Origin of the sequence: Streptomyces sp. NPDC000404 (assembly GCF_040300365.1) — a bacterium.
In the GTDB taxonomy this organism is placed as follows: domain Bacteria; phylum Actinomycetota; class Actinomycetes; order Streptomycetales; family Streptomycetaceae; genus Streptomyces; species Streptomyces ramulosus.
The window spans coordinates 341,550-367,893 of the sequence record NZ_JBEPDN010000007.1; the positions used below are offsets into that span (position 1 = coordinate 341,550).

Annotated in this window: 23 protein-coding genes; 16 read left to right on the forward strand and 7 right to left on the reverse strand. The window is 71.6% G+C overall.

Features of this window, described 5'->3' with window-relative positions; genetic code table 11:
• Positions 1-148: 148 nt before the first annotated feature.
• The 7 genes from dnaB (at position 149) to ABT345_RS16080 (ending at position 9,932) form a co-directional block, all read left to right on the forward strand.
• A complete protein-coding gene (dnaB, locus tag ABT345_RS16050; protein ID WP_345089692.1) occupies positions 149-1,606 on the forward strand; it encodes a replicative DNA helicase in 1,458 nt (485 codons plus the stop codon).
• A 483-nt stretch (positions 1,607-2,089) separates the two neighbouring features.
• On the forward strand, positions 2,090-2,998 hold the full coding sequence (locus ABT345_RS16055; RefSeq protein WP_345089352.1) for a zinc-binding dehydrogenase: 909 nt from the start codon (positions 2,090-2,092) through the stop codon (positions 2,996-2,998).
• A 43-nt stretch (positions 2,999-3,041) separates the two neighbouring features.
• Positions 3,042-3,959, forward strand: a complete 918-nt coding sequence (locus tag ABT345_RS16060) for an AraC family transcriptional regulator (protein WP_345089355.1) — start codon at positions 3,042-3,044, stop codon at positions 3,957-3,959.
• A gap of 948 nt (positions 3,960-4,907) precedes the next feature.
• Positions 4,908-5,429, forward strand: a complete 522-nt coding sequence (locus ABT345_RS16065) for a GNAT family N-acetyltransferase (protein ID WP_345089358.1) — start codon at positions 4,908-4,910, stop codon at positions 5,427-5,429.
• 259 nt (positions 5,430-5,688) lie between these two features.
• The gene (locus ABT345_RS16070) at positions 5,689-7,119 is read left to right on the forward strand and encodes a serine hydrolase domain-containing protein (protein ID WP_345089361.1); all 1,431 of its coding nucleotides are present in this window, start codon (positions 5,689-5,691) and stop codon (positions 7,117-7,119) included.
• A gap of 161 nt (positions 7,120-7,280) precedes the next feature.
• Complete coding sequence (locus tag ABT345_RS16075; protein ID WP_386460134.1) at positions 7,281-8,408, forward strand: pyridoxal-phosphate-dependent aminotransferase family protein; 1,128 nt, start codon at positions 7,281-7,283, stop codon at positions 8,406-8,408.
• Between the two features lie 720 nt (positions 8,409-9,128).
• Positions 9,129-9,932 (forward strand): TetR/AcrR family transcriptional regulator, encoded by an 804-nt coding sequence (locus ABT345_RS16080; protein ID WP_345089367.1) that lies wholly within the window; start codon positions 9,129-9,131, stop codon positions 9,930-9,932.
• Here ABT345_RS16080 and ABT345_RS16085 read toward each other — a convergent pair.
• Complete coding sequence (locus ABT345_RS16085; RefSeq protein WP_345089370.1) at positions 9,923-10,375, reverse strand: GNAT family N-acetyltransferase; 453 nt, start codon at positions 10,373-10,375, stop codon at positions 9,923-9,925. The genes ABT345_RS16080 and ABT345_RS16085 overlap by 10 nt on opposite strands.
• A 493-nt stretch (positions 10,376-10,868) precedes the next feature.
• Between ABT345_RS16085 and ABT345_RS16090 the strand changes: the two genes are divergently transcribed.
• From ABT345_RS16090 to ABT345_RS16100, 3 genes are all read left to right on the forward strand, one after another.
• On the forward strand, positions 10,869-11,504 hold the full coding sequence (locus ABT345_RS16090; protein ID WP_345089373.1) for an HAD family hydrolase: 636 nt from the start codon (positions 10,869-10,871) through the stop codon (positions 11,502-11,504).
• 832 nt (positions 11,505-12,336) lie between these two features.
• The gene (locus ABT345_RS16095) at positions 12,337-14,043 is read left to right on the forward strand and encodes a globin domain-containing protein (protein WP_386460294.1); all 1,707 of its coding nucleotides are present in this window, start codon (positions 12,337-12,339) and stop codon (positions 14,041-14,043) included.
• A 49-nt stretch (positions 14,044-14,092) separates the two neighbouring features.
• Positions 14,093-14,917, forward strand: a complete 825-nt coding sequence (locus ABT345_RS16100) for a pyridoxamine 5'-phosphate oxidase family protein (RefSeq protein ID WP_345089378.1) — start codon at positions 14,093-14,095, stop codon at positions 14,915-14,917.
• A 129-nt stretch (positions 14,918-15,046) separates the two neighbouring features.
• Here ABT345_RS16100 and ABT345_RS16105 read toward each other — a convergent pair whose 3' ends face one another.
• The 4 genes from ABT345_RS16105 to ABT345_RS16120 all read right to left on the reverse strand — a co-directional run bounded on the left by ABT345_RS16105 (position 15,047) and on the right by ABT345_RS16120 (position 17,770).
• Positions 15,047-15,526 (reverse strand): NUDIX domain-containing protein, encoded by a 480-nt coding sequence (locus ABT345_RS16105; protein WP_345089380.1) that lies wholly within the window; start codon positions 15,524-15,526, stop codon positions 15,047-15,049.
• A gap of 161 nt (positions 15,527-15,687) precedes the next feature.
• On the reverse strand, positions 15,688-16,818 hold the full coding sequence (locus ABT345_RS16110) for a cystathionine gamma-lyase (protein WP_345089382.1): 1,131 nt from the start codon (positions 16,816-16,818) through the stop codon (positions 15,688-15,690).
• The gene (locus ABT345_RS16115; RefSeq protein ID WP_386460291.1) at positions 16,815-17,312 is read right to left on the reverse strand and encodes a low molecular weight protein-tyrosine-phosphatase; all 498 of its coding nucleotides are present in this window, start codon (positions 17,310-17,312) and stop codon (positions 16,815-16,817) included. The genes ABT345_RS16110 and ABT345_RS16115 overlap by 4 nt, the downstream gene beginning before the upstream one ends.
• 77 nt (positions 17,313-17,389) lie before the next feature.
• Entirely contained in the window at positions 17,390-17,770 is a 381-nt protein-coding gene (locus ABT345_RS16120; protein ID WP_345089388.1) for a phage holin family protein, read from the reverse strand.
• A 45-nt stretch (positions 17,771-17,815) separates the two neighbouring features.
• Between ABT345_RS16120 and ABT345_RS16125 the strand changes: the two genes are divergently transcribed.
• The 4 genes from ABT345_RS16125 to ABT345_RS16140 all read left to right on the forward strand — a co-directional run bounded on the left by ABT345_RS16125 (position 17,816) and on the right by ABT345_RS16140 (position 20,742).
• Entirely contained in the window at positions 17,816-18,133 is a 318-nt protein-coding gene (locus ABT345_RS16125; protein ID WP_030285596.1) for a cupin domain-containing protein, read from the forward strand.
• A 301-nt stretch (positions 18,134-18,434) separates the two neighbouring features.
• A complete protein-coding gene (locus ABT345_RS16130) occupies positions 18,435-18,659 on the forward strand; it encodes a DUF5326 family protein (protein WP_030285594.1) in 225 nt (74 codons plus the stop codon).
• An 828-nt stretch (positions 18,660-19,487) separates the two neighbouring features.
• Positions 19,488-20,213, forward strand: coding sequence for an IclR family transcriptional regulator (locus ABT345_RS16135; protein ID WP_351322448.1), 726 nt, complete (start codon positions 19,488-19,490; stop codon positions 20,211-20,213).
• Between the two features lie 103 nt (positions 20,214-20,316).
• Positions 20,317-20,742 carry an SsgA family sporulation/cell division regulator gene (locus ABT345_RS16140; protein ID WP_345089395.1) on the forward strand — a complete coding sequence of 142 codons (426 nt, stop codon included), beginning with the start codon at positions 20,317-20,319 and terminating at the stop codon, positions 20,740-20,742.
• A gap of 140 nt (positions 20,743-20,882) precedes the next feature.
• Here the strand turns inward: ABT345_RS16140 and ABT345_RS16145 are convergent, their stop codons facing one another.
• Positions 20,883-22,265 carry a YibE/F family protein gene (locus tag ABT345_RS16145; RefSeq protein WP_345089695.1) on the reverse strand — a complete coding sequence of 461 codons (1,383 nt, stop codon included), beginning with the start codon at positions 22,263-22,265 and terminating at the stop codon, positions 20,883-20,885.
• A gap of 228 nt (positions 22,266-22,493) precedes the next feature.
• Here ABT345_RS16145 and thiC point away from each other — a divergent pair, with 228 nt between their 5' ends.
• The gene (gene thiC, locus ABT345_RS16150; protein ID WP_345089398.1) at positions 22,494-24,287 is read left to right on the forward strand and encodes a phosphomethylpyrimidine synthase ThiC; all 1,794 of its coding nucleotides are present in this window, start codon (positions 22,494-22,496) and stop codon (positions 24,285-24,287) included.
• A gap of 77 nt (positions 24,288-24,364) precedes the next feature.
• On the opposite strand, the gene ABT345_RS16155 is transcribed toward thiC, so the two are convergent.
• On the reverse strand, positions 24,365-25,435 hold the full coding sequence (locus ABT345_RS16155; RefSeq protein WP_345089401.1) for an aldo/keto reductase: 1,071 nt from the start codon (positions 25,433-25,435) through the stop codon (positions 24,365-24,367).
• 156 nt (positions 25,436-25,591) lie between these two features.
• Here ABT345_RS16155 and ABT345_RS16160 point away from each other — a divergent pair, with 156 nt between their 5' ends.
• Entirely contained in the window at positions 25,592-26,212 is a 621-nt protein-coding gene (locus tag ABT345_RS16160; RefSeq protein WP_345089404.1) for a TetR/AcrR family transcriptional regulator, read from the forward strand.
• Positions 26,213-26,344: the final 132 nt, after the last annotated feature.

Sequence of the window (26,344 nt, forward strand, 5' to 3'; positions counted from 1 at the left end):
GTTTTCGGCCCGAGGACCCAGTGAACTCGACGCGCCGTAACCGGAGTCGGGCGTCTCAATTGTCGGAGCCGTGCCGTAAGAAGGAAGAGGCACGGCGAGGTCCGCGCCGCGGACGGGAGGAGGTGCCGGGGTGAGCGTGGCAGAGCCCATGGACGACCCCTGGGCGGACTCCGGTCCGGGGGACCGGCTGCCGGCCGGCCGCTTCCGCCGGGGCGACGGCAAGGGCCGCGGCCGCGGCGACCGCTCCGAGCGCGACGAGGAGGGCGGCTCCTGGTCCGGCGGCTTCGAGCGCGTCCCCCCGCAGGACCTGGACGCCGAGCAGTCCGTCCTCGGCGGCATGCTGCTGTCCAAGGACGCCATCGCGGACGTCGTCGAGGTCCTCAAGGGCGAGGACTTCTACCGCCCCGCCCATGAGCTGGTCTACCAGGCGATCCTCGACCTCTACGCCAAGGGCGAGCCGGCCGACCCGATCACCATCGCCGCGGAGCTGACCAAGCGCGGCGAGATCGCCCGCGTCGGCGGCGCCTCCTATCTGCACACCCTGGTGCAGTCCGTGCCGACGGCGGCCAACGCGGAGTACTACGCCGAGATCGTCCACGAGCGGGCGGTGCTGCGCCGCCTGGTCGAGGCCGGCACCCGCATCACGCAGATGGGATACGCGGCGGACGGCGACGTCGACGAGATCGTCAACAGCGCCCAGGCGGAGATCTACGCCGTCACCGAGCAGCGGACCAGCGAGGACTACCTTCCGCTCGGCGACATCATGGAGGGCGCGCTCGACGAGATCGAGGCGATCGGCTCCCGCCAGGGCCAGATGACCGGCGTCCCCACCGGCTTCACCGACCTCGACGCGCTGACCAACGGCCTGCACCCGGGCCAGATGATCGTCATCGCGGCGCGTCCCGCGATGGGTAAGTCGACCCTCGCGCTGGACTTCGCCCGCGCCTGCTCGATCAAGAGCAACCTGCCGAGCGTGATCTTCTCCCTGGAAATGGGGCGCAACGAGATCGCGATGCGTCTGCTGTCCGCCGAGGCACGGGTGGCGCTGCACCACATGCGGTCCGGCTCCATGACCGACGAGGACTGGACGCGGCTGGCCCGCCGGATGCCGGACGTGTCCGCCGCGCCGCTCTACATCGACGACTCGCCGAACCTCTCCATGATGGAGATCCGCGCGAAGTGCCGCCGCCTCAAGCAGCGCAACGAACTGAAGCTGGTGGTCATCGACTATCTCCAGCTGATGCAGTCGGGCGGCTCCAAGCGTGCCGAGAGCCGCCAGCAGGAGGTTTCGGACATGTCCCGAAACCTGAAGCTGCTCGCCAAGGAGCTGGAGCTCCCGGTCATCGCCCTCTCCCAGCTGAACCGTGGCCCCGAGCAGCGCACGGACAAGAAGCCGATGGTCTCCGACCTGCGTGAATCCGGCTCCATCGAGCAGGACGCGGACATGGTCATCCTGCTGCACCGCGAGGACGCCTACGAGAAGGAGTCCCCCCGCGCCGGCGAGGCGGACCTGATCGTCGCCAAGCACCGTAACGGCCCGACGGCCACGATCACGGTGGCGTTCCAGGGCCACTACTCGCGATTCGTGGACATGGCACAGACGTAGCAGGGCTTCCGGCGGCGCGTGTAGCGTCTCAGATTTCGTGGCCGAATCTCACGAACGGTGGCCGAGCGGTGGCCGAACGGCCATCAATCTGAGACTCCCTGGCCGGAGGGTTCTCCCGTTTGGGTGTCCTCGTCGAACGCCCGGCCTCGCACCCCGGTGGGTGAAGAACACCGCCAGAGCCACCGGCTGCATCCGGCAGCAAGCCCGGCAAACTATCCCGTTGGCAGCGGGGCCTGCTGTGCTCTGCCGCCCCGCCAGGGTGTTGCCGCGCCCGTCACCGCGTCATCCACTGGATGCGTGCAGAGTCCGACGCCGCGCGCGAGTCGCACTGGTACAGATCGTCAACTGATCGGTTCTCCCGGGGCTGGTCGCTGTGCCGGACCTGCGTAAGGGTCTCAAGGAGGCGGCAGCGCGCCATTCGCGCACACCGTCCGCTGCCGCGCCGCGTGTTCAGGCGCATCCACGAGAGAAGGAATCACACCCATGCGCGCCCTTGTGGTCGATCACGGCGGGGCCGGACCCGTCCGGTTCGCCGATGTCGATGAGCCCGTACCGTCCACCGGTGAGGCGTTGGTGGAGATACGGCACATCGGTCTCAACTTCGGAGAGCTGAATTACGTGCACCAGTGGCCGGCCGGCGCTGTGCACGGTCACGATGCGGCCGGCGTCGTGGTGCGCGCCGCATCCGACGGTTCGGGGCCGCCCGAAGGTACGCGTGTCGCGGTGGGAATGGCGCGCCACGCGTGGGCGGAGCGGGTGGCAGTCAGCCCCGCCTCGCTCGGCACCGTCCCCGAGGGCCTGGATCCGGCCGACGGCGCCGCGCTGGGGATCGCCGGAGTCACCGCACTGCGGGTGCTGCGCACGCGTTCCCTGCTCGCGCGCGACGTGCTGATCACCGGCGCCAGCGGGGGCGTGGGGCACTTCGCCGTCCAGCTGGCGGCGCTGGCGGGCGCCCGGGTGACGGCACTCGTGGGTTCGCCGGAGCGGGCCGCCGGGCTCCGTGAACTCGGGGCCGACAAGGTCCTGACCGACCTGGCCGAGACCGGGTACCGGTTCGACCTCGTCCTGGACACGGTCGGTGGGCCGCTGGTGGCCCAGGCGTGGAGTTCCCTCGCCGAGGGCGGCACCGTCCACGTGGTCGGTTACTCCTCGGGCCAGGACACCACGTTCCCGTCAGGGGTCTTGTTCGGCTTCGGCGAACCCCGCAGCATCGCCACCTACGGCGACATGACGCCGACCAGCGGGGACCTGGCGGACCTGCTGGGCCTCATGGCCGCCGGGAAGCTCTCGGCACCGGTCGGACTGCGAGGCGACTGGCAGGACGTGGCCGACGCCGTCCGGGCACTGTTCGCGCGGAAGGTGCACGGCAAGATCGTTCTTGATGTGACCTGACGCCCGTCGTGGTCTGCTGCCGCCCGTCAACGAGGAGGGAACGATGGACGTACTCGCGGAGACGTTGCGTGTATCGGGTGCACGAGGGGCGCTCGGGGTCGTGCTGAAGGCCGGAGGAACCTGGGGCCTGTGGCTGGAGTCCTCTCCGGAAGCGGCACTGCACGTGGTCTCCCGCGGCACCATGTGGCTCCACGTCACAGGCGAGAAACCCCTGGAGGTGCAGGCAGGAGACGCCGTCCTGTTGCCGCCGGGCACCGCCCACGGGATAGCCGGCGGGTCCAGTACGACGATGAGTCCCTGCGACCGGGAGGCGACGGTCCAGGCTCTCACCGACGGCAGCCCCCTGCACCTGGGCTCGACGCCGGCGCAGACGGAAGTGCTCGTCCTGCGCTATGAGCAGGACCCGGAGGTGAGCACGCCGGTGCTCACCTCCCTCCTCCGGCCGATGCATGTCACGAGCCGGGAGAACACACAGCTCAGAAAGACCGTCGAGCTTCTCACGGCGGAGCTCGCGCAACCGCAGATCGGCACCACCGCCGCCGTCAACAGCATCGTTGACCTCCTGCTCATCCAGTTCGTCCGCGTCTGGTTGGCCCGCCACCCGCAGGAGCGGTCCGGCTCCTGGCTGGGCGCGATGCGTGATCCGGTCGTGCGCGAAGCCCTGGCATGTGTCCACGCCCAACCGCAACACCCCTGGACCACCGAGTCCCTGGCAGCCGCGACGGCGGTCTCCCGGACGACGCTGTCCAGGCACTTCCGGTCCACGCTCGGACAGACGCCCGGCGCATACGTGACGCAGTGGCGCATGGACCTGGCGTCCGTCCGGCTCCGCGACACGGACGAGCCGGTCGAGTCGATCTCCGGCGCGGTCGGCTACGCCTCGCCGCACGCTTTCAGCCGTGCCTTCCGACGCACCCGAGGCATGCCCCCGGGCGAGTACCGCTCCCGGCTTCGCACGTGAGCGCAGGCAGGCGGTCGCCGGCAACACCTGAGCACAAGTGCGGTCCCAGCGGGTGGGTAACGAGGTGGTGAGCGGATGAGTCGGGGGCGTGCTGATCTGGGGGTTCGGCTGAGGGTGATTCAGCTCCTCGCCTTCACCGCCCTCACAGCAACCCTCGTATGCCACCGCCGCATCACCAAATGAAATGGCGTCATACTCGGACTTTCTACGACGCCCGCATGGCCTGGGACAGGGAGACCGGCGTTGCCCCGGCCCGGGGCCGCCAGATGTTTCGCGAGGAAATGGCATCCCCGTGAGACGGAGGCATCGGACACCCGGTGAGACAACTGGACAAGCCGCAGGTCACAGTGACGACCGAGGACACAAAGCGCGAGATCCTACAGCGCGGCTCCGTTCGTTGGCTGCGGTTCCCCGGTACGCGGCACTGTGGTCCAGCCGTTCCGCTGGAAAGCCGTGGGGGGCGAGGCCTGGGCCGGCGCTCCTCTCCGACTCGGCCGCTCCCCCGGCCTCACCGCCCGGCCGGGAGGAAAATTGGAGGAGCGCGGCGCATCCAGCCCGGCATCATGGCCCGGTGACGACAGGGATGCATTGCTACGGGGACGAGGGTGACGTCCGGATTCTTGTACGAAGGCGACGCCGGGGGCCGGGTGACCCGCAGGTCGAACTCCACGGTGCCGGCTCACCCCGATCGCCGCTGCCTCCTCCACCGCATGGCAGCAGGCCCATGGCCGCGTGGCGCCTCGACGCGTACGAGAGCAGCTTCGGGAACACGGCGCCGCACTGCTCGTCCCGCCAGGGGAAGGACACTGCCTCCCCAGCGACTGACCTGCGACGAATTCGAGAACGTCTGGGACACCGTCTCGTCGGCAGAGTGCAGCAGCCCGAATCCGTTGATCTCGCGCCGCGCCGGCCGGTCGGTCGTCCCCATGACCAGGAATGACACCTGACATGGCCTCTTCTTCGGCAGTCCCCACGGAGTTGACCACCGACCGCCTCGTGCTCCGGCCCTGGTGCTTGAGCGAGGTCGCCGCGGTGATCGACAGCACCAGGTCGTCCGAGTGGGCGGACGACTTCCCCGCCGAGGGCGACCGCGTCATCGCGGGTCTCTTCGCCCCCAATCCCGGCTGGCTCGACGAGCCGCACGGTCAACGTCTGATCATCGAGCGCGAGAGCGGTCTGGTGGTGGGCTCGATCGGGCTGTTCTGGCCGCCCAGCGAGGGAACCCTCGAAATCGGCTACGGCATCGTGGCCTCCCGCCGCGGCCGCGGCTACGCACCCGAGGCCGCCCGGGCGTTCGCCGACTTCGCCCTCACCGCCCCCGGCGTTCACACCGTCTTCGCCACCGTGGAACGGTCGAACCCGGCCTCGATCCGCGTACTGGAGAAGGCCGGCTTCCACCGATGGGGCGCCGAGGGCGAGGAAGCTGACACGCTCTCCTTCCGGATGACGAAGGCCCCTCATCGCGATTGATGCGGCCGCATGTCCCGCCCTTCGACCCGCGGATCGTCGTATCGGCGGATCGACGTATCGAGGCTGGTCACTGCCGCCGGACGATCCGCCTCGGCTGCGCGTACCGGGTGTTCTTGAGCAGGCCCGGTGGGGGAGAGTGTGGGCGGCGGCGGGCCGGATCGGGTCCGCCGGTCGGCCGCTGTTGTCGAGGAGGAGCATGTCCACCGTGCCGTCCGAGGGTTCGGGTCCTGAGTCCGTCCGCGCGTCAGGAGGCGGGGCCGTGGCGGCCCGTCCCGGTGACGAGGCGTTCGCCGAGCTGCTGCCGGAGACCCGGCGGGAGTTGGCGTACCGGCTCGCGGTCGGGCAGCGGGAGGGGCGGGCGCCCTCCGTGGTCGGGGCGGTGGTGCGGGACGGCCGCACGGTGTGGAGCGGGGTGCGGGCCGCGGATCCGCCCGCCGCGTACGGCACCGTGCAGTACCGCATCGGCTCGCTGACGAAGACCTTCGTCGCGGTGCTGGTGCTGCGGCTGCGCGACGAGGGTGCGCTGCGGCTGGACGATCCGCTGGCGCGTCATCTCGACGGGACCGAGGCGCCCGACGCGACGGTCGGACAGCTGCTGGCGCACCGTTCCGGGCTCGCCGCCGAGCCGCGCGGCCCATGGTGGGAGCGGACCGCGGGCACGCTGCGTCCGGAGCTCGCGGACCTCTTCGGCGAACGTCCGCAGCGCCTGCCGGCGGGCGACCGCCACCACTACTCCAACCTCGGCTACGCGCTCCTGGGCGCGCTCGTCGAACGGCTCCGGGGCGGTCGTTCCTGGGGCGACGTGCTGCGCGCAGAGGTGCTGGAGCCGTTGGGCATGACGCAGACGACGCTGCTGCCCCGGGAACCGTATGCGCGGGGCTGGGCGGTGCATCCGTGGGTCGATGCGCTGCTGCCGGAACCGGCGCACGACACGGGACTGATGGGCCCGGCAGGTCAGCTGTGGTCCACGGTGGACGATCTCTGCCGGTGGGCGACGTTCCTGCTGCGCGGCGACGAGCGAGTGCTCTCCGCGGCGAGCGTCGCGGAGATGCGGGTGCCCGCGGCGCCGCCGGAGGGCGACGGCTGGGACGCGGGGTACGGCCTGGGCCTGCAACTGGCGCGGACGAGCCCCCGCTCTGCGTCGGACGGGGCGGCACGGGCGCCGGACGGGCGGCTGCTGGCCGGGCACAACGGGTCGATGCCCGGCTTCCTCGCCTCGCTCTGGTGCGACCCGGACCAGGACCTCGCCGCCATCGCGCTGGCCAACTGCACGCACGGACCCTCCATCTCCGGGATCGCCACCGGTCTGCTGGAAACCGTGGCCGACCGGGAGCCGCGCATCCCGGAGCCGTGGCGGCCCCTGACCGGACCGCTGGACGAGGAACTGCTGGCGCTCACCGGCCCCTGGTACTGGGGCGCGAACCCGTTCGTGCTGCGGCTGCGTGAGGCGCGGTGGCTGGAGCTGTCGCCGCTGTCCGGCACCGGCCGTGCGTCGAGGTTTCACGTGAAACCGGACGGCACCTGGACCGGCCTCGACGGCTACTACGCGGGGGAGACGCTGCGCGTGGTGCGCGGCGCCGACGGGTCCGTCAGCCATCTCGACCTGGGCACGTTCGTCCTCACCCGGGGCCCGTACGCCCCGCAGGCACCGGTGCCGGGCGGCGTGGACCCGGAGGGCTGGCGGGTCTGACCCCGTTGGCCGCGGAGGCCCGTACGGAGGGTGGTCGGGCCTCCGCACGGCGTCCCGGGCCCGTACGGCGGGGGTGGTGGGCCCGGACGTACAGTCGAGCGAGACGTCAGGAGCCGCGCCACCGTGCGGCTCGCTACCGCTGGAAGGCCACTGTGACTGCCGTGACTGCGAATGCCGAAGCCCCGGTTCTGCTGGATCTGCCGCCGCTCGACGCGGCCCGCTTCGCGCGGATCGAGGACAAGGTCGCCGCGCTGATGCGGACCCGCTGCGATGTCGTGGCGACACAGGGGGAGGCGCTGCTGCCGCTGGAGGCGTGCATCCGCTCGGCGGTACGGCCCGGCAGCACGGCCCTCAACATCATCACCGGGCCGTACGGCGAGACCTTCGGCGGCTGGCTGCGGTCCTGCGGTGCCGAGGTGGTGACGGTGACCGCACCGTTCACCGGGGCGGTCACGCCGGAGCAGGTCGCAAAGGCGCTGCGGGAGCACCCGGAGATCACTTTCGTCAGCCTGGTGCACGCGGAGGCGGCGACCGGCAACACCAACCCCGTGGCGGAGATCGGCGCCGTGGTGCGGGAGCACGGTGCGCTGCTGATGCTGGATGCGGTGGCGTCGGTGGGCGCCGAGCCGCTGCTCACCGACGAGTGGGGCGTGGACCTCTGCGTGATCGGCGGGCAGAAGGCGCTGGCGGGCCCGGCGGGCGTCTCCGCGGTGTCGGTCAGCGCCCGTGCCTGGGAGCAGATCGAGGCCAACCCGCAGGCGCCCCGGCGCTCGTACCTCTCGCTGCTGGACTGGAAGCACCGCTGGATCGACGGCGGCCGCACCGCACTCCCGCACGCCCCGGCCCAGTTGGAGATGCTCGCCCTGGAGCAGGCCGTCGACCGTGTCGACGCCGAGGGGCTGGACGCGGTCATCGCCCGGCACCGTGCGGCGTCCGCCGCCACCCGGGCGGGCGTCCGGGCGCTGGGCGGGCTCACCCCGTACGTCACGCGGGACGAGGACGCGGCCCCGGCGGCGACCACGCTGCGGACGCCGGACGGGCTGGACGCCCGTGAGGTCGTGGCGTCCGCGCTGGCGGCCGACGGCATGGTCCCGGTCCAGGCCGCGGCGGGGGCGCTCGCCGCGGAGATGATCCGGGTGAACCACTACGGGCAGGCCGCAGACCTTTCCGTGGTGCAGTCCTCGCTGGCGGCGCTGGCCGCCGGGCTGAAGGCCCGCGGCGTGACGGCCGACGGCGCTGCGGCGGCCGATGCTGCCGAGACCGCGTGGCGCGAGGTGCTCGGCCGCTGACGCGATACGGCGGCGCGTCCCTGCGAGGCGCCGCCGTCGATGAACCCCGAGGGGTGGGGGCGTGTTTCACGTGAAACACGACCCCACCCCTTTGTGTTGGAGGGGGAGTTGGCGGTTGGCGGCCATCAAATCCCGTGCAGAAGAGGGAAGTTGATGTCCTCTGGGGGAGGGGTAGGGGAGAGGGGTTTTCCCGGGGCGGCCGGTGGCAGTCGGTGGCGGCCGGTGGTGGCGGTTTGGTGGTCGAGGCGGGGTGAGATGGCGCTGCGGGGCGGGGTGCGAGGGGCGCGCTGGGGACGTCCCGGGGGTGCTGCTGGAGCGGGTCGGAGTCTGTTGGTGTGCCGGTGCGCCGACGTGCCGGTTTGCCGACGTGCTGGTGTGCCGGAGAGCCCGTACGGCGGCCCTCCCTCTGCTCGCCCGGTTTTTCGCCTCCGTGGTTGCCCGCTCTCTCGGCTGTCTGTTCTCCGCTCTCCGCTCTCCGCTCTCCGCCCTCCCCCATCGCCTCGGATTCGTCCGCGTCCGCCCGGTCGTCTCGTCCTGTGCGGCAGCCCCGCACCGGCCCGGGCCTTCTCGTCTCCCCTGCTTCTCGTTTCGCTGCGCCACGGCCGTCCGTGAGCCCGTCTCGGCCAGGTTTTACGGCCGTAAATAAAACGGGCTGATCAACCCGTTTAAAATAGCGACGAAATCCGCGGTGTGCGGGTGCTGTGGGCTGGAGGGATGCGGATGTCCGGCAAGGGCCCGGGGGCCGCGCGGTCGGATGCGCGGCGCAATCGTGCGCTGGTGCTGCAGGCGGCCCGATCGGCCTTCGCTGAGGGCGGGTTGGCGGTCACGCTCGATGAGATCGCGCGGCGGGCAGGGGTGGGCGCGGGCACCGTTCACCGCCATTTCCCGTCGAAGGAGAAGCTGTTCGCAGCGGCGGTGACGGACCGCCTCCGGCTCTTCGCCGACACCGCGCGGGACCTGTCGGATGTCACGGAACCTGGTGCGGTGTTCTTCCGCTTCTTCGCCTCCGTGGTCCGGCTGGCCACGGAGAACCGGGCGCTGGGTGAGGCGTTGGAAGCGGCGGAGGCGGCCGGGCCCGGTGGGGCGGCGGAGGCCGGGCGGGAGTTCGTCGCGGCATTCGACGTCCTGCTGCGACGGGCCCAGGAGGCCGGTGCGGTACGGGCGGACGTCGTGATCGGTGATGTGCGGACGCTGCTGGTGGGGTGCCTGGTGATGGAGCGGCGACGGGGCGCGGAGGGGGATGCGGCCGGCGTTCCGGGGCGGATGACGGAACTGGCGTGTGACGCTCTGAGGGCGAGCCGTACCGTAACGAAACTTCCGGTCGGCTCTTCACGGCGTGACGCCACGGAGTGCGGCGTCTGCGGCGCGCCGGTCGCGGTGGCGCGTACCGGGCGACCGGCGCGGTACTGCGGCGGGGCATGTCGGCAGAAGGCGCACCGCGCGCGGCGGGCACGGGAGCGGACCGGCGACGGGGCGCCGACCCGGTCCCGGGGCGAGCGGGGTGGCCCGCGCGGTCAGAGCTGACGCTTGAAGCCCAGGTGGGAGGCCTCGAAGCCGAGCCGTTCGTAGAAGCGGTGGGCGTCGACGCGGGTGGCGTCCGAGGTGAGCTGGACGAGGTGGCAGCCGAGGTCGCGGGAGCGGTCGACGGCCCACTCGACGAGTTGGGTGCCCAGACCGCTGCCCCGCTCGTCGGCGTGGACGCGGACGCCTTCGATGATCGAGCGGGTGGCGCCGCGCCGGGAGAGCCCGGGGACGACGGTGAGCTGCAGGGTGCCGACGGTGCGGCCGGCGCGGACCGCGACCATCAGGTGCTGATGCGGATCCGAGGCGAGCGTCTCGTACGCGGCGCGGTACGGGGTCAGGTCGTCCGGGGATTCGCGGGTGGCGCCCAGCGGGTCGTCGGCGAGCATCGCGACGATGTCCGGGAGATCGGATTCGGCTGCGCGGCGGATCTCGATATCGCTCATGCGCGCGACCCTACGGGGTGCACGGGGCCGGTGGTGCGGCCCGGGGAGCGGAAACCGCGGGCCTGGGGCGGAGTTGTCCGTCCCCCGGGGGCATCGCGATGGCCCTGTTCGGCCGCTCGTGCGCGTCTGTGACCGGCCGGTGGTTGGGGCTGTCCGCGCACAGGGGTGGCGTGCGGCGTGTGGGGTCCGTCCGGCTCGACCGCCGGACGCGCCGCCGAGAACGGCGGATTCGGCACCGGAATCGGCTCTGATCCGGGCACCGGCCTCCGGCCGTTCTCGGGGGTCGCTCTCAGCCGATCCCCGATGCGGTCCCTGAACCCGTCTCGGGGACAGTCCCTGCTGCGCCCCGGAATTCTCCCGGAGATCGCCGCCCCGGAGGGGGCGGCCCGTAGGAGGGCCGGATGCGCGTACCGGCGAGTAGGGGGCGGGATGGGGGAGAAGTAGGGGTTGGGGAGCCGTCGCGGGGTGGTGCGAAGCGCCTAGGCTCCGCGGCATGGGCAAGCTACATCTGTTCGACATGGACGGGACGTTGCTCCATGGTTCGGCCGCCGCCGTGGAGATCTCCCGGCTGCTCGGGCTCGACCGGGAGATCGCCGAGTTGGAGCGCGGGTTCGCGGCCGGGGAGCTGCTGCCGCCGGAGTTCGCGCAGCGGGCGTGCGACCTGTGGGCGGAGGAACTGACGGAGCCGCTGGTGGCGGCCGCGTTCGAGGGGGCGCCGTGGCTGGCCGGCATCCAGGAGGTCTGGGCGGACATCCGGGCGCGCGGTGAGCGGTGTGCCGTGATCTCCCTTTCACCCGGCTTCTTCGTGGAGCGGCTGCTGGGGTGGGGCGTCGATGTGGCGCGCGGCTCGCGCTGGCCCGCGGTGCCGATCCGGGAGCGGGTGGATCCGGCGGGCATCCTCTCGGCGGCCTCGAAGGTCGAGATAGCCGATGAGCTGTGCGTGCGGTACGGGCTGACCCGCGCGGACTGTGTGGCGTACGGCGACTCGATGTCGGACAGCGCGCTGTTCGCCGCGGTGCCGACGTCGGTTGCGGTCAATGCCGATCACCATGTGAGCGACTTGGCGACATACGCGTACAGCGGACGTGATCTTCGGGAAGCATATGAACTCGTCGCCACCTCTTGGTAATTCGCGATTTCCCGGTGGATTCGCCCGTTGCACAAGATGAATTTTTCCCTCCGGAGGGAACCGCTGATATCGGCTGCGGCGTGTGGAGGGTGCGCGGGTGTCGTGCAGAGGCCTGGTGCGGAAGGGGACTTGTGGTTTCAACTACTGCCGGTATGGTCGGGGCGGTTCGGCGGCGGGGCTGCGCGAGCACCCGTGTGACGGGCGCAGAAGCGGCGCGGTCCGGCGGTGAGGCGACCCACGGTTTCCGGACTTCTGGGCATCTGTCCGTTCTGATGGACGGAAAGATCGAGGCGTATGGAGGGCGCCTGCTGGCGTTATAGCGGAGGTGTGAAATTTGTCCGCCTTGGCGGGCATTGCCGGAATGACGTGGGGCGTTGAAGAATTCCGGGGCAGGCTGGGGGAATTCAGGCACGTTCCGACCGACGGAAAGTGCGACGACAAGCGAAAGACGTTCGAGGCGAGGCAAACCATGGACGCTCCGACCACCGCGACAGCCGATAACGGCTCTTCCGGAGGCAGCAGTGGCGATTGGGGTTGGTTCACTCCGGCGAAACCGTCGCAGGAGTCCTCCGACGAACACCAGGAGCGACCGGACGGCGCGCACGACGCCCGGGAGAACGGCGGGACCGGCCCGGCGGACCGTGGTGGTATCCCCGACGACGGCCCCCATGGCCACGACCGCGGACAGGAGCCGGACGACGGGGGCCACGTATCCGCCGCCGGGCACGGTCATGTCGCCGCACTCGACTGGTTCGCCGAGCGTCACGACACCGCGTTCGACGGGCCCGGGCCGCGTGTGCCCGAGCAAACGCCCGCGACCCGCCAGGAGCGCATACCCGAGCGCCGGCCGGCTCCGGTCCGCCCGGTAGGCACCGCCGCCGCCCGCGGCGCCACCTCCGGTCCCGACGCGGCCACCGCACCGCCCGTACCCGAGCCGTTCGCGCCGCCCGCACCCGCGCCGTTCTCCGCCTTCGGGAACCGCCCGGCCGCACCCTCGGCTCCGGCTGCCCCCTCGGCTCCGGACGTTCCCTCAGCCCCGGCTGCCTTCCCGGACCCGATGGCTCCGGCGGCTCCGATGGCTCCGGCGAGCCCCGCCCCGGCCGCACCCCCGCCCGCCGCGACCAGACCGGCGGCCCCGCCGCCACCTCCGCACGCCGTCAGCGCACCGGCACCGGCCCAGGCCGCACCGGCCCCGGGTACATCGACACCGGGCACATCGGCCCCGGCCGCACCGGCACCCGCCGCACCGGCCCAGGCCACCCACGAATCCCCCACCCCGGCGGCCGAGCGGGCCGCCGCGCCCACCCCGACGGAGCCCGCGCCCGCGCCCTCCGCAGTGCCGCAGGGGTCTCCGGCCGCCCTGGAGTCCCTCGTCTCCGCCGTCTCCCCGGACGCCCCGGAGTCCGCCGACGCGGCGCTGATCCGGCGCACGCTGACCGAGATCGAGCCGGTCTCCGACAAGGTGACCTCGTACTTCTACGCGATGCTCTTCGTCCGGCACCCCGATCTGCGGGCGCTGTTCCCCGCCGCGATGGACACCCAGCGCGACCGGCTCTTCAAGGCGCTGCTCACCGCCGCCCGGCACATCGACGACAGCGACCGCCTCACCGCGTACCTCTCGCACCTCGGCCGCGGCCACCGCAAGTACGGCACGCTGCCCGACCACTACCCGGCCGTCGGCGAGAGCCTGCTGGGCGCGCTGGCCCGGTACGCGACGCTGAGCTGGGGCCCGGAGGCCGAGGCCGCGTGGGTGCGCGCGTACACCGCGATCTCCCAGATCATGATCGACGCGGCGGCGGAGGACGAAGCGGTCGCGCCCGCCTGGTGGCAGGCCGAGGTGGTCTCCCACGAGCTGCGCACCCCGGACATCGCCGTGGTCACCGTCCGCCCCGACCAGCCCTACCCGTTCCGCGCCGGGCAGTACACCAGCCTGGAAACGCCCTGGTGGCCGCGGGTGTGGCGGCACTACTCCTTCGCCACGGCGCCCCGTTCGGACGGGCTGCTGTCCTTCCACGTCAAGGCGGTCCCGGCCGGCTGGGTCTCCAACGCGCTGGTGCACCGCGCCCAGCCCGGCGACGTCCTGCGCCTCGGCGGGCCCGTGGGTTCCATGACCGTCGACCACACCACCCGCAACGGCCTGCTGTGCGTGGGCGGCGGCACCGGCATCGCCCCCATCAAGGCGCTCATCGAGGACGTCGCCACCCACGGCGTCCAGCGCCGCGTCGAGGTCTTCTACGGCGCCCGCAGCGACCACGACCTCTACGACATGGACACCATGCTGCGGCTGGAGTCCTCCTACCCGTGGCTCCAGGTGCGCCCGGTGGTCTCCACCGGCCCGGCGGCCGGCCGCGCCAACGGCGTCATCGGTGAACTGCCGGACGCGGTACGGCAGTACGGTCCCTGGCGGGAGTTCGACGCGTATCTGTCCGGCCCGCCCGGATTGATCCGCAGCGGGGTGGCGGCGCTGGTGGGGGCCGGGATCCCGACCGACCGGATCCGGCACGACTCCGTCGACGAGCTGGTCCCGGCGGGGGAGTGAGGTCTTGGCAGTACAGGGTGAACCCGGTGGTTCACGGGAGGGACACGGCATGTACGACGCGCGTCCGGGCAGCGACGGGGAGCACCTCGTCCAGCAGCGGCTGGGAACGACGGAGCGGGCCGACCGCTTCTACAGAGACCAGGTCCTCGACCACCTCAACGGCGCCATGCAGGAGTTCGTGGCCCGGCAGGAGATGTTCTTCCTGGCCACCGCGGACCGGCACGGCGAATGCGATTCCACGTTCCGCGCCGGACCGCCCGGCTTCGTCCAGGTGCTCGGCAGCCGGCACCTCGCCTACCCCGAATACCGCGGCAACGGCGTCATGGCCTCGGTCGGCAACCTCTCGGAGAACCCCCGCCTGGGCCTCTTGATGGTCGACTTCCTCCGGGACCGCATCGGGCTGCACATCAACGGCCGCGCCCGGGTGATCCTCGACGAGGAGATGCGGCAGCAGTACCCCTGGCTGCCCGTCGACCCCGTCCCCGGGCGGCGCGCCCAGCTGTGGGTGGCCGTCGAGGTGGAGGAGGCGTACATCCACTGCGCCAAGCACATACCCCACCTCCAGAAGGTGCCCCGGCAAGAGCGCGGCGCGCGTGCCTGGGGCACCGACGACCAGCGGCGTAAGGGCGGTGACTTCTTCGGCGCGGCGGCCGAGGCACCGGTCCGCCCGCCGTTCCGCCGCCCCGGACACGACCACGAGCATCTGCGCGGCGGGCGCCACGAGGACACCCCGGGGCCCCGGCTGCGCGGTGAGCCCGACGGCCTCGTCGAGGCGCTCAACCAGGGCTTCCAGGGCGAGGTCGAACGGGTCCTGGCCCGCGCCCGCCAGCGGCGTCCCGTCGAGGACCAGGAGTTCCGCGGCTGGTTCGGCTGACATCTCCGGCCCGGGAGCGTGAGGGGCGCGCGGCGCCGGACGCACGCCTCTCGGGGGCGCCGTACCGCTCGTGCGCCCCGGGGCTCGATCGCCGGCGTCACACTCGGCGCCGGCGGCCCCGCTCCTCGATCACCCCAGGTCAGGAGCGTGCATCGCGCGTACGCCCTCGATGTTGCCGTCCAGGTAGTGCCGCAGGGAGAGCGGGACGACCTCGACGGAGGCGATCCCGACGCGGGTGAACGGCACCCGCACGATCTCGTACTCCCCGCACGGCTCCTCGACCTCCGGGCCGTGCCGCCGGAAGAGGTCCATGGTGTCCAGCCGGCAGACGAAGAAGTGCTGCACCTTCACGCCGTCCACACCGCTGTCGCCGATGTGCTCGACAGTGTCCACGAACACCGGGACGACGTCCTTGACCTTGGCGCCCAACTCCTCGTCCAACTCCCGGTGAAGCGCGTCGGTCACCGTGGCGTCCGTGGGCTCGACGCCACCGCCGGGGGTGATCCAGTAAGGGGCGCGGCCCGGCTTGGTGCGCTTGATCAGGATGAGGTCCGCGCCGTCGAGCAGAATCGCCCGGGCGGTCCGTTTGACGACTGGCCGTACGGTCATAGAGGACAGATGCCGCAGTCACCGGCCACCGAAACCCCACCGGAGCCGCCGGTTCCGCGCCCCGTACGGGACGACCCGCGGCCCGCCGCCGCCACAGGGGTCCGGCCACCGGGCGACGAGGGCCCCGCACCACCCGGTGACGGCGGTACGGGGCCCGTACGTCAGGCGTCGCGCAGCGCCGTGTCCAGCGCCCGATGGACGTCGGCGATCAGATCGTCCGGGTCCTCGACCCCCACCGAGAAACGGATGAAGCCCTCCGGCACCGCGTCGCCGCCCCAGCGGGCCCGGCGCTCGGCGGTCGAGCGCACGCTCCCGAAGCTCGTCGCGTCGTCCACCAGCGTCAGCGCGGCGAGGAACCGCTCGGCGTGCGCCCGGTCCGGCAGCGTGAACGACACCACGGAGCCGAACCGCCCCGGCCGCATCTGCGCCGTGGCCAAACCGTGCGACGGATCGGACGGCAGACCGGGATGGCGCACCCCGGTGACCTCCGCCCGCCCGCCCAGCGACTCCGCGAGCGCCAGCGCACCCGCCGACTGCTGCCGCACCCGGAGCGCGAGCGTCGCCAGCGAACGGTGCGCCAGCCAGCTCTCCATCGGCCCCGGAATCGCGCCGACCGTCTTCCGCCACAGCCGTACCGAGTCCGCGAGCCCCGTCTCGCGGGTGGTCACGTAGCCGAGCAGCACATCGCCGTGCCCGGTGAGCGCCTTGGTGCCGCTGGCCACCGAGAAGTCGGCGCCCAGCTCCAGCGGACGCTGTCCCAGCGGGGTGGCGAGGGTGTTGTCGACGGCCACCAGGGCGCCCCGCTCGTGCGCGGCGTCCGCCAGCCGCCGGATGTCACACACGTCCAGACCCGGGTTGGACGGCGTCTCCAGCCACAGCAGCCGGGCGCCCTCCAGGACGTCGAGCTGCGCATCGTGCGCCGTCGGCGCGGTGCGGACCTCGATGCCGTAGCTCTCCAGCCGGGACCGGACCGCGGGCAGCAGCTGGTAGCCGTCCGACGGCAGCACCACCGCGTCCCCGGACCGCAGCTGCGAGAAGAGGACCGCGCTGATCGCGGCCATCCCGGAGGCGAACGTCACGGTCTGCGCGGGGGCGTGCGGCGATTCGAGTGCGCCGATGGCCTCCTCCAGCCGCGTCCACGTCGGATTGCCGTCACGGCCGTAGGTGTACGGGCCTTCGACGTCGCCGGGCAGATGGAAATGGGCCGCGAACACCGGCCCGGGCAGGGACGGTTCGTGGGCGACGGGCTCGGGGAGCCCGGCGCGGACGGCGCGGGTGCCGTCACCGGTCATGAGCGCTCCTGGGGTGGGAAGGGGTGCCGTCCCCGGGGAGCGGCGCCGTCGGCGCTCCCCGGGGTCAGGGCATCGGTGACCGCCGCCAGCAGACCCGCGCACGCCGCCTCGACCATCTCCAGGCAGGCCGCGAACTCCGCCGGGCCGCCGTAGTACGGATCGGGCACGTCGAGCGCCCCCGGGGCGGGCCCGGCGGGGTCGTAGGAACGCAGCAGCCGGACCTTGGCGGCGTCCTCGGGGCCGGGTGCCATCCGGCGCAGCTCCCGGAGGTGGCCGCCGTCCAGCGCGATCACCAGGTCACGGTCGGCGAACCACGAGGCGTCGAAGCGGCGGGCTCGGTGGTCTGCCGGGTAGCCGGCCGCGGTGAGCACGGCGACGGTGCGCGGATCGGCGCCCTCGCCCTCGTGCCAGCCGTCGACACCGGCGCTGTCCGCCACGATGCGGTCCCCGAGCCCGGCCGCGGCCACCTCGGCGCGGAAGACGGACTCGGCCATCGGCGAACGGCAGATGTTCCCGGTGCAGACGAAGCAGACGCGGAACGGGCGGCGGGGCGCAGGGGACACGGCGCGGGTCAGTCCTCGTCGGGCAGCATGACGTGCATGGCCCAGGAGACGATCGACACGATCACGCCGCCGAGCACCGCGGTCCAGAAACCGTCGACGTGGAACGCGAGGTCGAGCGTCCCGGCCAGCCAGGACGTCAGCATCAGCATCAGCGCGTTGACGACCAGCGTGATCAGGCCGAGCGTCAGGATGAACAGCGGGAACGACAGCAGCTTCACGACCGGCTTGACGACGAAGTTCACCACTCCGAAGATCAGCGCGACCAGTATCAGGGTCAGCGCCTGATGGCCGGTGCTGTCGCCGGTCAGCGAGATGTCCGGCTTCAGCAGGAAGACGGCCACGGCAAGCGCCGCGGCGTTGGCGATCGTCTTGACCAAGAAGTTCTTCATGGTGAGATCGTCCCAGACGAGTCCTGGATGACTGAGGGGTAGGACGTGAAGGCTTTCCGACTTGACGAGCTGGAGGCGGAACGAGCCGCCCACAACGGCGCGTATCTGCAGTTCCTCAAGGAACGCAACATGTCCGTCGGGCTGTACGCGCTGGACGCCGGCGACGCCGACCCCCAGCAGCCGCACCACCAGGACGAGGTGTACCTGGTGGTCAGCGGCCGCGCCGCGATCACCGTCGGCACCGAAACCCAGTCGGTCGCCCGCGGCAGCGTGGTCTACGTACCCGCCGGGGTGCCCCACAAGTTCCACCACATCAGCGAGGACCTGAGGGTCATGGTGGTGTTCTCTCCCCCGGAAAGCTGAGGGTTGCCACCCGGAACCCGTAAGGGTCGGTTCAGGGAAGCCCCAGGGATACGAACCCCCCACACCACCCCCCATCGCCCCTAGCATCGTGAGTGAAGGGGGACGCGGAGCCCGAACCCACACGGAGCGGCACCACGCACTCCGCACCGGGCAAGGGCGAAGCGGACCATCTCCGGTCAACGGCAGTTCCGGATACGGCAGTAGCAGTACACACAGCAGCGGTTGACGACGGCAAGGAACCGGCGCGGTACACGGCAGGCCGCGCCGGGCCCGCCGCGGACACAGAAAGCAGGGCAGAGCAGTGGCAGGTAAGGGAATATTCGCGGGGCTTCCGTGGTGGGTGACCTGGGTCGTGGTCCCCGTGGTTCTGCTCGTCGTCTTCGGCGGGCTGATCGCCAGCGCGGTCGGATTCCTGATCGGCCTCCTGTTCAAGGTCCTCATCGCGGTGGCCCTCATCGCGGGCGTCATCTATCTGGTGCGCAGGTTCAGCGGTTCCGCCACGTCCTCGTCCAAGAGCGACTGGTAACCGCACCGCGACGGCAACCGACACCGCCGTCCCCGCTCGCCACCGACGCCCCGCTCCGTCCCCCTGGAGCGGGGCGCGGGTGTGTCGGGGCGGGGGGCTTGGGATGGGGCCTAGCTGTGGTGGTTGCGGGGTGGGGGGCGAGGTGGGGGTGTGCAGGGGGCTTTAGCTCTGGGGGATGAGGGGTGGGGTGGGAGGGGGGAGGGGGAGGGCCCCGCAGAGCACGGCGGAACAAGACCTGACCGCAACCCCCACCCCCAACGCCCCCACCTCGAACACCAGCCCCCCACCCCAGCCCCCGAACACCTGCCCCGAACGCCAGGCAGCACCCCATCTCCCCCTCCTCGGCCACCTCGCCCGCCCTCCCCGTATGACAGATCCGGCCAGATCTGAGCGATCGTTCCGCCGCCGTGGCGGGGGTACGAAATCCGCAGGTCAAAGCCTTACGGGCGGCAAGGTGAAGGCTCAAGCACCGTGTGGTCGGCGGTCGGTGTGCCGGTGCGCGGCCCGTCGTCCGCGGGCCCGGCGCCGGACGGTGGCCACCGTCAAGGCGTGCGCCAGGTGAGTTAACTCCCAGACCATTCGGGTTACCACTCGGTTGCACCGCGTTAGAGTGCCGTCGCAGGCGTCTTCCGGATGATGACGTTCCGGAAAATAGCGACCGAGGCGAGCACGCGGCCCGGACGCCGAGAACGGGGCCCTGGGAGACGCGCGCGGAGCGGGAACGATCCCGCTACCGGGGCTCCCGTGCCCCACGGGCGATCGGACTGGGGGTTGACGTTGACGGCCGAGAGTGGCGAATCCATTTCTCACCCCACGCTGATCGGGTCCGTGCAGCGCGCCCTGCGGCTCCTCGAAGCGGTCGGTGCGCACCCGGAGGGCGCCCCGGCCAAGCAGCTCGCCCGCGAGGCCGGTTTACCGTTGCCGACCACCTACCACCTGCTCCGCACCCTGAGCCACGAGGGCTATCTTTGCCGTCGCAACGGCGTCTTCGTCTTCGGTGCGGCGGCCGATTCCCTCGGCCGGGCCGGTGAGCAGCGGCACCGGCGGCAGGAGTTGTCCGGGGCGCTGTCGGTGCTCGGGAAGCGGCTGAACGCCGCGGTGTACTTCGCCGTCTACCGCGAGGGAGAGGTCGAGGTGGTCGCGGCCGGCGGCACACCGGAGCGGCCGCCGGTGGAGCAGTGGGTCGATTTCCGCTCCACCGCTCATGCCCATGCGATCGGGCAGTGTCTTCTGGCCCAGCTCGACGCGGCCACGCGCAAGGAGCATCTGTCCCGCTATCCGGTGCAGTCCATAACCCCCTTTTCCGTGCGATCCAAGGACGATCTGCTGCATCGTTTGGATACGGTGCGTCGCGGCCAGGTCGCCTATGAAGAACAGGAATATGCCCTCGGCACGGTTTGCTCCGCGATTCCCGTGCAGGTCGGATCCGTCGCCGCGGCGCTGGCTGTTTCTCTTCCCGTCGAGGAACTGCACCGATTGCGTTCCGTCACGGCGCGGCTACGGAAAATGGCGGAGGCGACGCTAACGACACTCGCCTTCTCTATCAGTATCTGAAAACTCACTCCTTGTGATCTGCTGGCACGTGACAGACGATGGCGTCAATAGGGCCACGGGGGACTAATCCCGGCCATCCCGATCTAGTGCGGGGCAGTGGTTGATGACCGACACAGTTCAGGCAGAAGTGATCATGAGCTTCCTCGTTTCGGAGGAACTCGCCTTCCGGATCCCGGTGCAGCTGGACTTCGACAGCGCCGATCCGTACGCCGTCCGCCTCACCTTCGACCTACCCGGCGATACGCCGGTCACGTGGGCCTTCAGCCGTGAGCTGATGCTCGACGGGTTGAGCAGACCATCCGGTGAGGGCGATGTGCGCATCGAACCGGCCGGAGGCGGACATCTCAGCGATGTCTTCATCAGCCTCCAAGTGGGCCCCGAGCGCGCGCTCTTCCGCGTCAGCGCCCCACCCCTGGTGGCCTTCCTCGACCGTACGGACCGCCTGGTGCCGCTCGGCGCGGAAGAGGTGTGCGACACCCTGGACGCGGAGTTGGACCGCATTCTGTCCGAGGCGTCGAAGGCGGGCTGAACCCGCTCTTGCGCGCGGGGAGAGCCACCGCCCGCGCCCGGCCCGGACCGCTCTGTCCCCCTGCGGTCCGGGCCGAGCGCCGGTTCCGGCCCGGTCGCCCCGGCAGCTCCCGCCGATCCCCCCTCCCGCCTCCGATGCCCTCACACCTTGCGGCGCCGCCCGCGTCCACCGCGCCGCGCGGCCGCCCGGCCCCCGGCCGGTGGCGTACCCGTGCTCCGGTCGGCTGCCCGGTTCGCCTCCCCCGCGGACCGTCCGCGGTCGGCCGAGACGACCAGCGCGGCCAGCAGCGTCGTCAGCGGCACCGATGCGACCAGCCCGATGCTGCCGACCAGCGTTCGTACAATCTCCTCGGCCACCACCTCGCTCCCCGCGACCGCGCCCACCCCGCTCTGCGCGATCGAGAAGAGCAGCATCAGCGGCAGCGCCGCGCCCGCGTAGGCGAGGACGAGGGTGTTCACGACCGAGGCGATGTGGTCCCGGCCGATCCGCATCGCCGCGCGGTACAGCGTGTGCCAGGACGCCGTCGGATCGGCCTCCTTCAGCTCCCACACGGCCGCGGTCTGGGTGACCGTCACATCGTCGAGCACGCCCAGCGAGCCGATGATGATGCCCGCCAGCAGCAGGCCCCGGATCTCGATGTGCGGGAAGAGGCCGTGCACCAGCCCCGTGAAGTCGTCGGTGTTGCCGGTCAGTAGCGCCCAGCCGATGAAGACCGAGCCGAGCAGCCCGATGAGCAGCAGCGAGGCGAGGGTGCCGAGGACCGCGACCGAGGTCCTGGCCGTCAGTCCGTGGCACATGTACAGCGCGATCAGCATGATGGCGCTGCCGCCGATCACCGCGACGACCAGCGGGTTCGAGCCCTGGAGGATCGCCGGGAGGATGAACAGCGTCAGCACCCCGAAGCTCGCCACCAGCGCGACCAGGGCCAGCACGCCGCGCAGCCGCCCCACCACGACGACGGCGCCCGCGAAGAGCGCGGCCAGCACCCACATCGGTACCGTCCGGTCGACATCGTTGATCGAGTACTGCAACTCCTTGGGCGCCTTGGGGGAGTACGCGACCTGGACCTCCTGGCCGGTGGAGTAGTGGCGCAGCGCGTCCGGGGTGACCACCGTGTCGAAGGTCCGCCCGGCGTTCTCGCCCGTCGTGACCTTCACCGTCGCCACCTCGCAGGGCCCCTTGGGCTTCGCCGGGGGCCCGTTCTGCTGCTCTCCGGGGACCGGCTGTTCCTGGGCGTGGACCGAGGCGCAGTCGACCTCGGCGACCTTAGTCACCCGCGCCGACTCCTGGGGCTGGTCGAAGCCGACGCCGGACGGCTTGTGGCCGGGCGCGCCGCCCGGCCACAGCACCACGAGGCCGACCGCGACGGCGACCGCGAACGGGATCAGCACCGCGGCGATGACCTTCCGCAGATGCCGGGAGACGGGCGCCGCCGGGCCGTGCCCGTGCCCGTGCGAGTGGCCGTGTCCGTGCCCGTGGCCGTGGGCACGGGGGGAGTCGGAGGCGGGTGAGGACGTGTCGATGCCGGTCACCGCCCGATCATCGCAAGAAGTCCGGGCCCCCTGGCCACCTCGCCGTACCGGCCGCTACCGTGGTGCCACCTTTGCAATCGCGGGAGCTCGGAGCACCGGGCTGAGAGGGCGCTGACCTCCGTCGCGACGACGTTTCACGTGAAACGTCGTGGACGGAAGCCGCTGCGTCGACCGCCGAACCTGTTACCGGGTAATGCCGGCGTAGGGAGTTGGGTCTTCATGACTCTGCAGGATGCACGCACGCCCGAAAACGGCGAGTCCGGCGCGGACGGCTCCGTCAAGGAGTTCGGCTGGCACAAGGGCTACGTCTCCGGATCGCGCCCGGACCTGCGGGTGCCGGTCCGGCGAGTGCACCTCACCAACGGCAAGGACGTGACGCTGTACGACACGTCAGGTCCGTACACCGATCCCCAGATCGACACCGATGTCCGCCGCGGTCTGGCGCCGCTGCGGGAGAAGTGGATCATCGCGCGGGGCGACACCGAGGAGTACGCGGGCCGCCCGCCGCGCCCCGAGGACGACGGTCTCAAGCACACCTCACCCCGTGGTGGCCTGCGCAATCTTGACGCGGTCTTCCCGGGGCGGCCCCGCCAGCCCCGGCGTGGGCGGGGCGGCGCGGCGGTCAGTCAGCTCGCCTATGCGCGGCGCGGCGAGATCACCGCGGAGATGGAGTACGTCGCGGTCCGCGAGGGTGTGACGCCCGAGTTCGTCCGCGACGAGATCGCGGCGGGCCGCGCGGTGCTGCCGGCGAACGTCAACCACCCGGAGATCGAGCCGATGATCATCGGCAAGAACTTCCTGGTGAAGGTCAACGCCAACATCGGCAATTCCGCGGTCACCTCGTCCATCGAGGAGGAGGTGGAGAAGATGACCTGGGCGACCCGCTGGGGCGCCGACACGGTCATGGACCTCTCCACCGGCCGCAACATCCACACCACCCGCGAGTGGGTGCTGCGCAACTCCCCCGTGCCGATCGGCACCGTCCCGCTCTACCAGGCGCTGGAGAAGGTCGACGGCAAGGCCGAGGAGCTGACCTGGGAGATCTACAAGGACACCGTCATCGAGCAGGCGGAACAGGGCGTCGACTACATGACGGTCCACGCCGGCGTGCTGCTGCGGTACGTGCCGCTGACCGCCCGCCGCAAGACCGGCATCGTCTCCCGCGGCGGCTCGATCATGGCCGCCTGGTGCCTGGCGCACCATCAGGAGTCGTTCCTCTACACGCACTTCGAAGAGTTGTGCGACATCCTCGCGTCGTACGACGTGACGTTCTCGCTCGGGGACGGGCTGCGTCCGGGGTCGATCGCGGACGCCAACGACGAGGCGCAGTTCGCGGAGTTGCGGACGCTCGGCGAGCTGAACAAGGTCGCCAAGGCGCACGGGGTGCAGACGATGATCGAGGGCCCGGGCCATGTCCCGATGCACAAGATCAAGGAGAACGTCGACCTCCAGCAGGAGATCTGCGAGGAGGCGCCGTTCTACACGCTCGGCCCGCTGACCACGGACATCGCGCCCGCCTACGACCACATCACGTCCGGTATCGGCGCCGCGATGATCGCCTGGTGGGGTACGGCGATGCTCTGCTACGTCACGCCCAAGGAGCATCTGGGCCTGCCGGACCGCGACGATGTGAAGACCGGCGTCATCACGTACAAGATCGCGGCTCATGCGGCGGACCTCGCCAAGGGGCATCCCGGCGCGCAGGACTGGGACGACGCGCTGTCGGACGCCCGCTTCGAGTTCCGCTGGGAGGACCAGTTCAATCTGGCCCTCGACCCCGACACCGCGCGGGAGTTCCACGATGCGACGCTGCCCGCGGAGCCGGCGAAGACGGCGCACTTCTGCTCCATGTGCGGGCCGAAGTTCTGCTCGATGAAGATCAGCCGGAGCATCACCGAGCAGTTCGGCGGTGAGGACGGCGCCAGCCCCGAGGAGATCGAGGCGGGGATGCTGGAGAAGTCCAAGGAGTTCGCGGCCGCGGGCAACCGCGTCTATCTCCCGCTGGCCGACTGACGGTCCGCCCTGCCGCGCCGGGGCTCCCGCTCCACGGAGCCCCGGCGCGCGCTCGGCCGACCGGCGAACGTCCCAGGTCAGCCGAGTACGACGGCGTCCTGCCCGGCCGGGCGCCGCAGCATCGGCGGGTTGAGCCGGGCGAAGCCCTCCTGACGTTCGTACGGGAAGTAGGGGTACGGGGCGGGCCGGGCGCTCGCGGCGTCGAGCCGGGCGATCTGCTCGGGGGCCAGGCTCCAGCCGACCGCGCCGAGGTTCTGCCGCAGCTGTGCCTCGTTGCGGGCGCCGATGATCACCGAGGAGACCGTCGGGCGCTGCAGCAGCCAGTTGAGCGCGATCTGCGGTACGGACCTCCCGGTTTCCCGTGCGATCTCGTCGAGGGCGTCGACCACCCGGTACAGGAGTTCCTCCGCCACGGGCGGGCCCTGGTCCGCGGTCCGGTGCAGACGGCTGCCGTCCGGGAGCGGTGCGCCCCGGCGGATCTTCCCGGTCAGCCGTCCCCAGCCGAGGGGGCTCCAGACCAGGGCGCCGACGCCCTGGTCCCGGCCGAGGGGCATCAGTTCCCACTCGTAGTCGCGGCCGATGAGCGAGTAGTAGACCTGGTGGGCGATGTGGCGCGGGTGGCCGTGCCGGTCCGCGGTGGCCAGCGAGTTCATCAGCTGCCAGCCGGAGAAGTTGGAGACGCCGGTGTAGCGGATCTTTCCGCTCCGTACGAGGGTGTCGAGGGTGGCGAGGACCTCCTCGATGGGTGTTCCGGCGTCGAATCCGTGCAGCTGGAAGAGGTCGATGTGGTCGGTGCCGAGGCGGCGCAGCGCGTCGTCGACGGCCTTGAGCAGGCGGGAGCGGGAGGTTCCCCAGTCGGTCGGGCCGTCGCCCATGGGCAGGCCGGCTTTGGTGGAGATCAGGACCTGGTCGCGGCGGCCCTTGACGGCGGCGCCGAGGACTTCCTCCGAGGCGCCCGCGGAGTAGACGTCGGCGGTGTCGAACAGGGTGACGCCCGCGTCGAGGCAGATGTCCACCAGGCGGCGTGCCTCGGCCGCGTCGGTGGTGCCCCAGGCGCCGAAGAGCGGGCCGCGTCCGCCGAACGTGCCCGCGCCGAAGCTCAGTTGCGGAACCCGCAGTCCCGACGCGCCCAGCTGCCTGTATTCCATGCCGCTTCCCCTCTCCGGGCCGCCCCGTCCGCGGGGACGGGCAGGGCGGGAGACATGGGACGGCCCCACCGAACGCCCTCTAAGGGGATTTCCGTCCCGTTAACATGGTGCTCAACGTAGCAGAGTCCATCCACTTAATGGAACAGGAGTCCCGTTATGGCGACCGAAAGTACGGACCCCGGGAGCGTGCGCCCGGGCGGCCGCACCGCGCGCGTACGCGCCGCGGTCCTGCGGGCCGCCGGAGACGCCCTCGCGGAAGGCGGCCTCGCCCGGCTGGACCTGGCCGATGTGGCCCGCCGCGCGGAGGTGGGACGGACGACGGTCTACCGCCGATGGGGTTCGCCGACCCAACTGATCGCCGACCTGCTCGCGGACATGGCCGAACAGTCCCTGCCGCGGACGGAGACGGGCACGCTCCTCGGCGATCTGCGCGCCAACGCGCAGCTGGTGCGCCGCACGCTCGCCGACCCGCGCCAGGGCGCCCTCTTCAAGGCGGTGATCGCCGCCGCCACCTGCGACGATCAGACGGCCGCCGCCCTCCACCGCTTCTACGAGGTGCGCGTCGCCGAATGGCAGCCGTGCGTCCGGCAGGCCGTCGAACGGGGCGAACTCCCGGCGGACACCGACCCCCGCGAGGTCGTCCGCGCCGTCTCCGCCCCGCTCTACTACCGCCTGCTGACCAGCGACGCACCGCTCGACGAGGCGACCGCCGACCGCGCCGCGGAAGCCGCGGTCACAGCCGCCCGGGCCGGGGTCTTCGCCAAGCCGGCCGACTGACCCGGCGGTTGTCCGCACCGGCGGACGCGCCCCGGCTGCCGCCCACCCCGTCGCCGTGCCGCGGCGCGCCGCCGCGGATTGCTACGTTGGCCGTCCCGGTCCGCCGTCGGCGAGGTGCGGGCCGGCGACGAC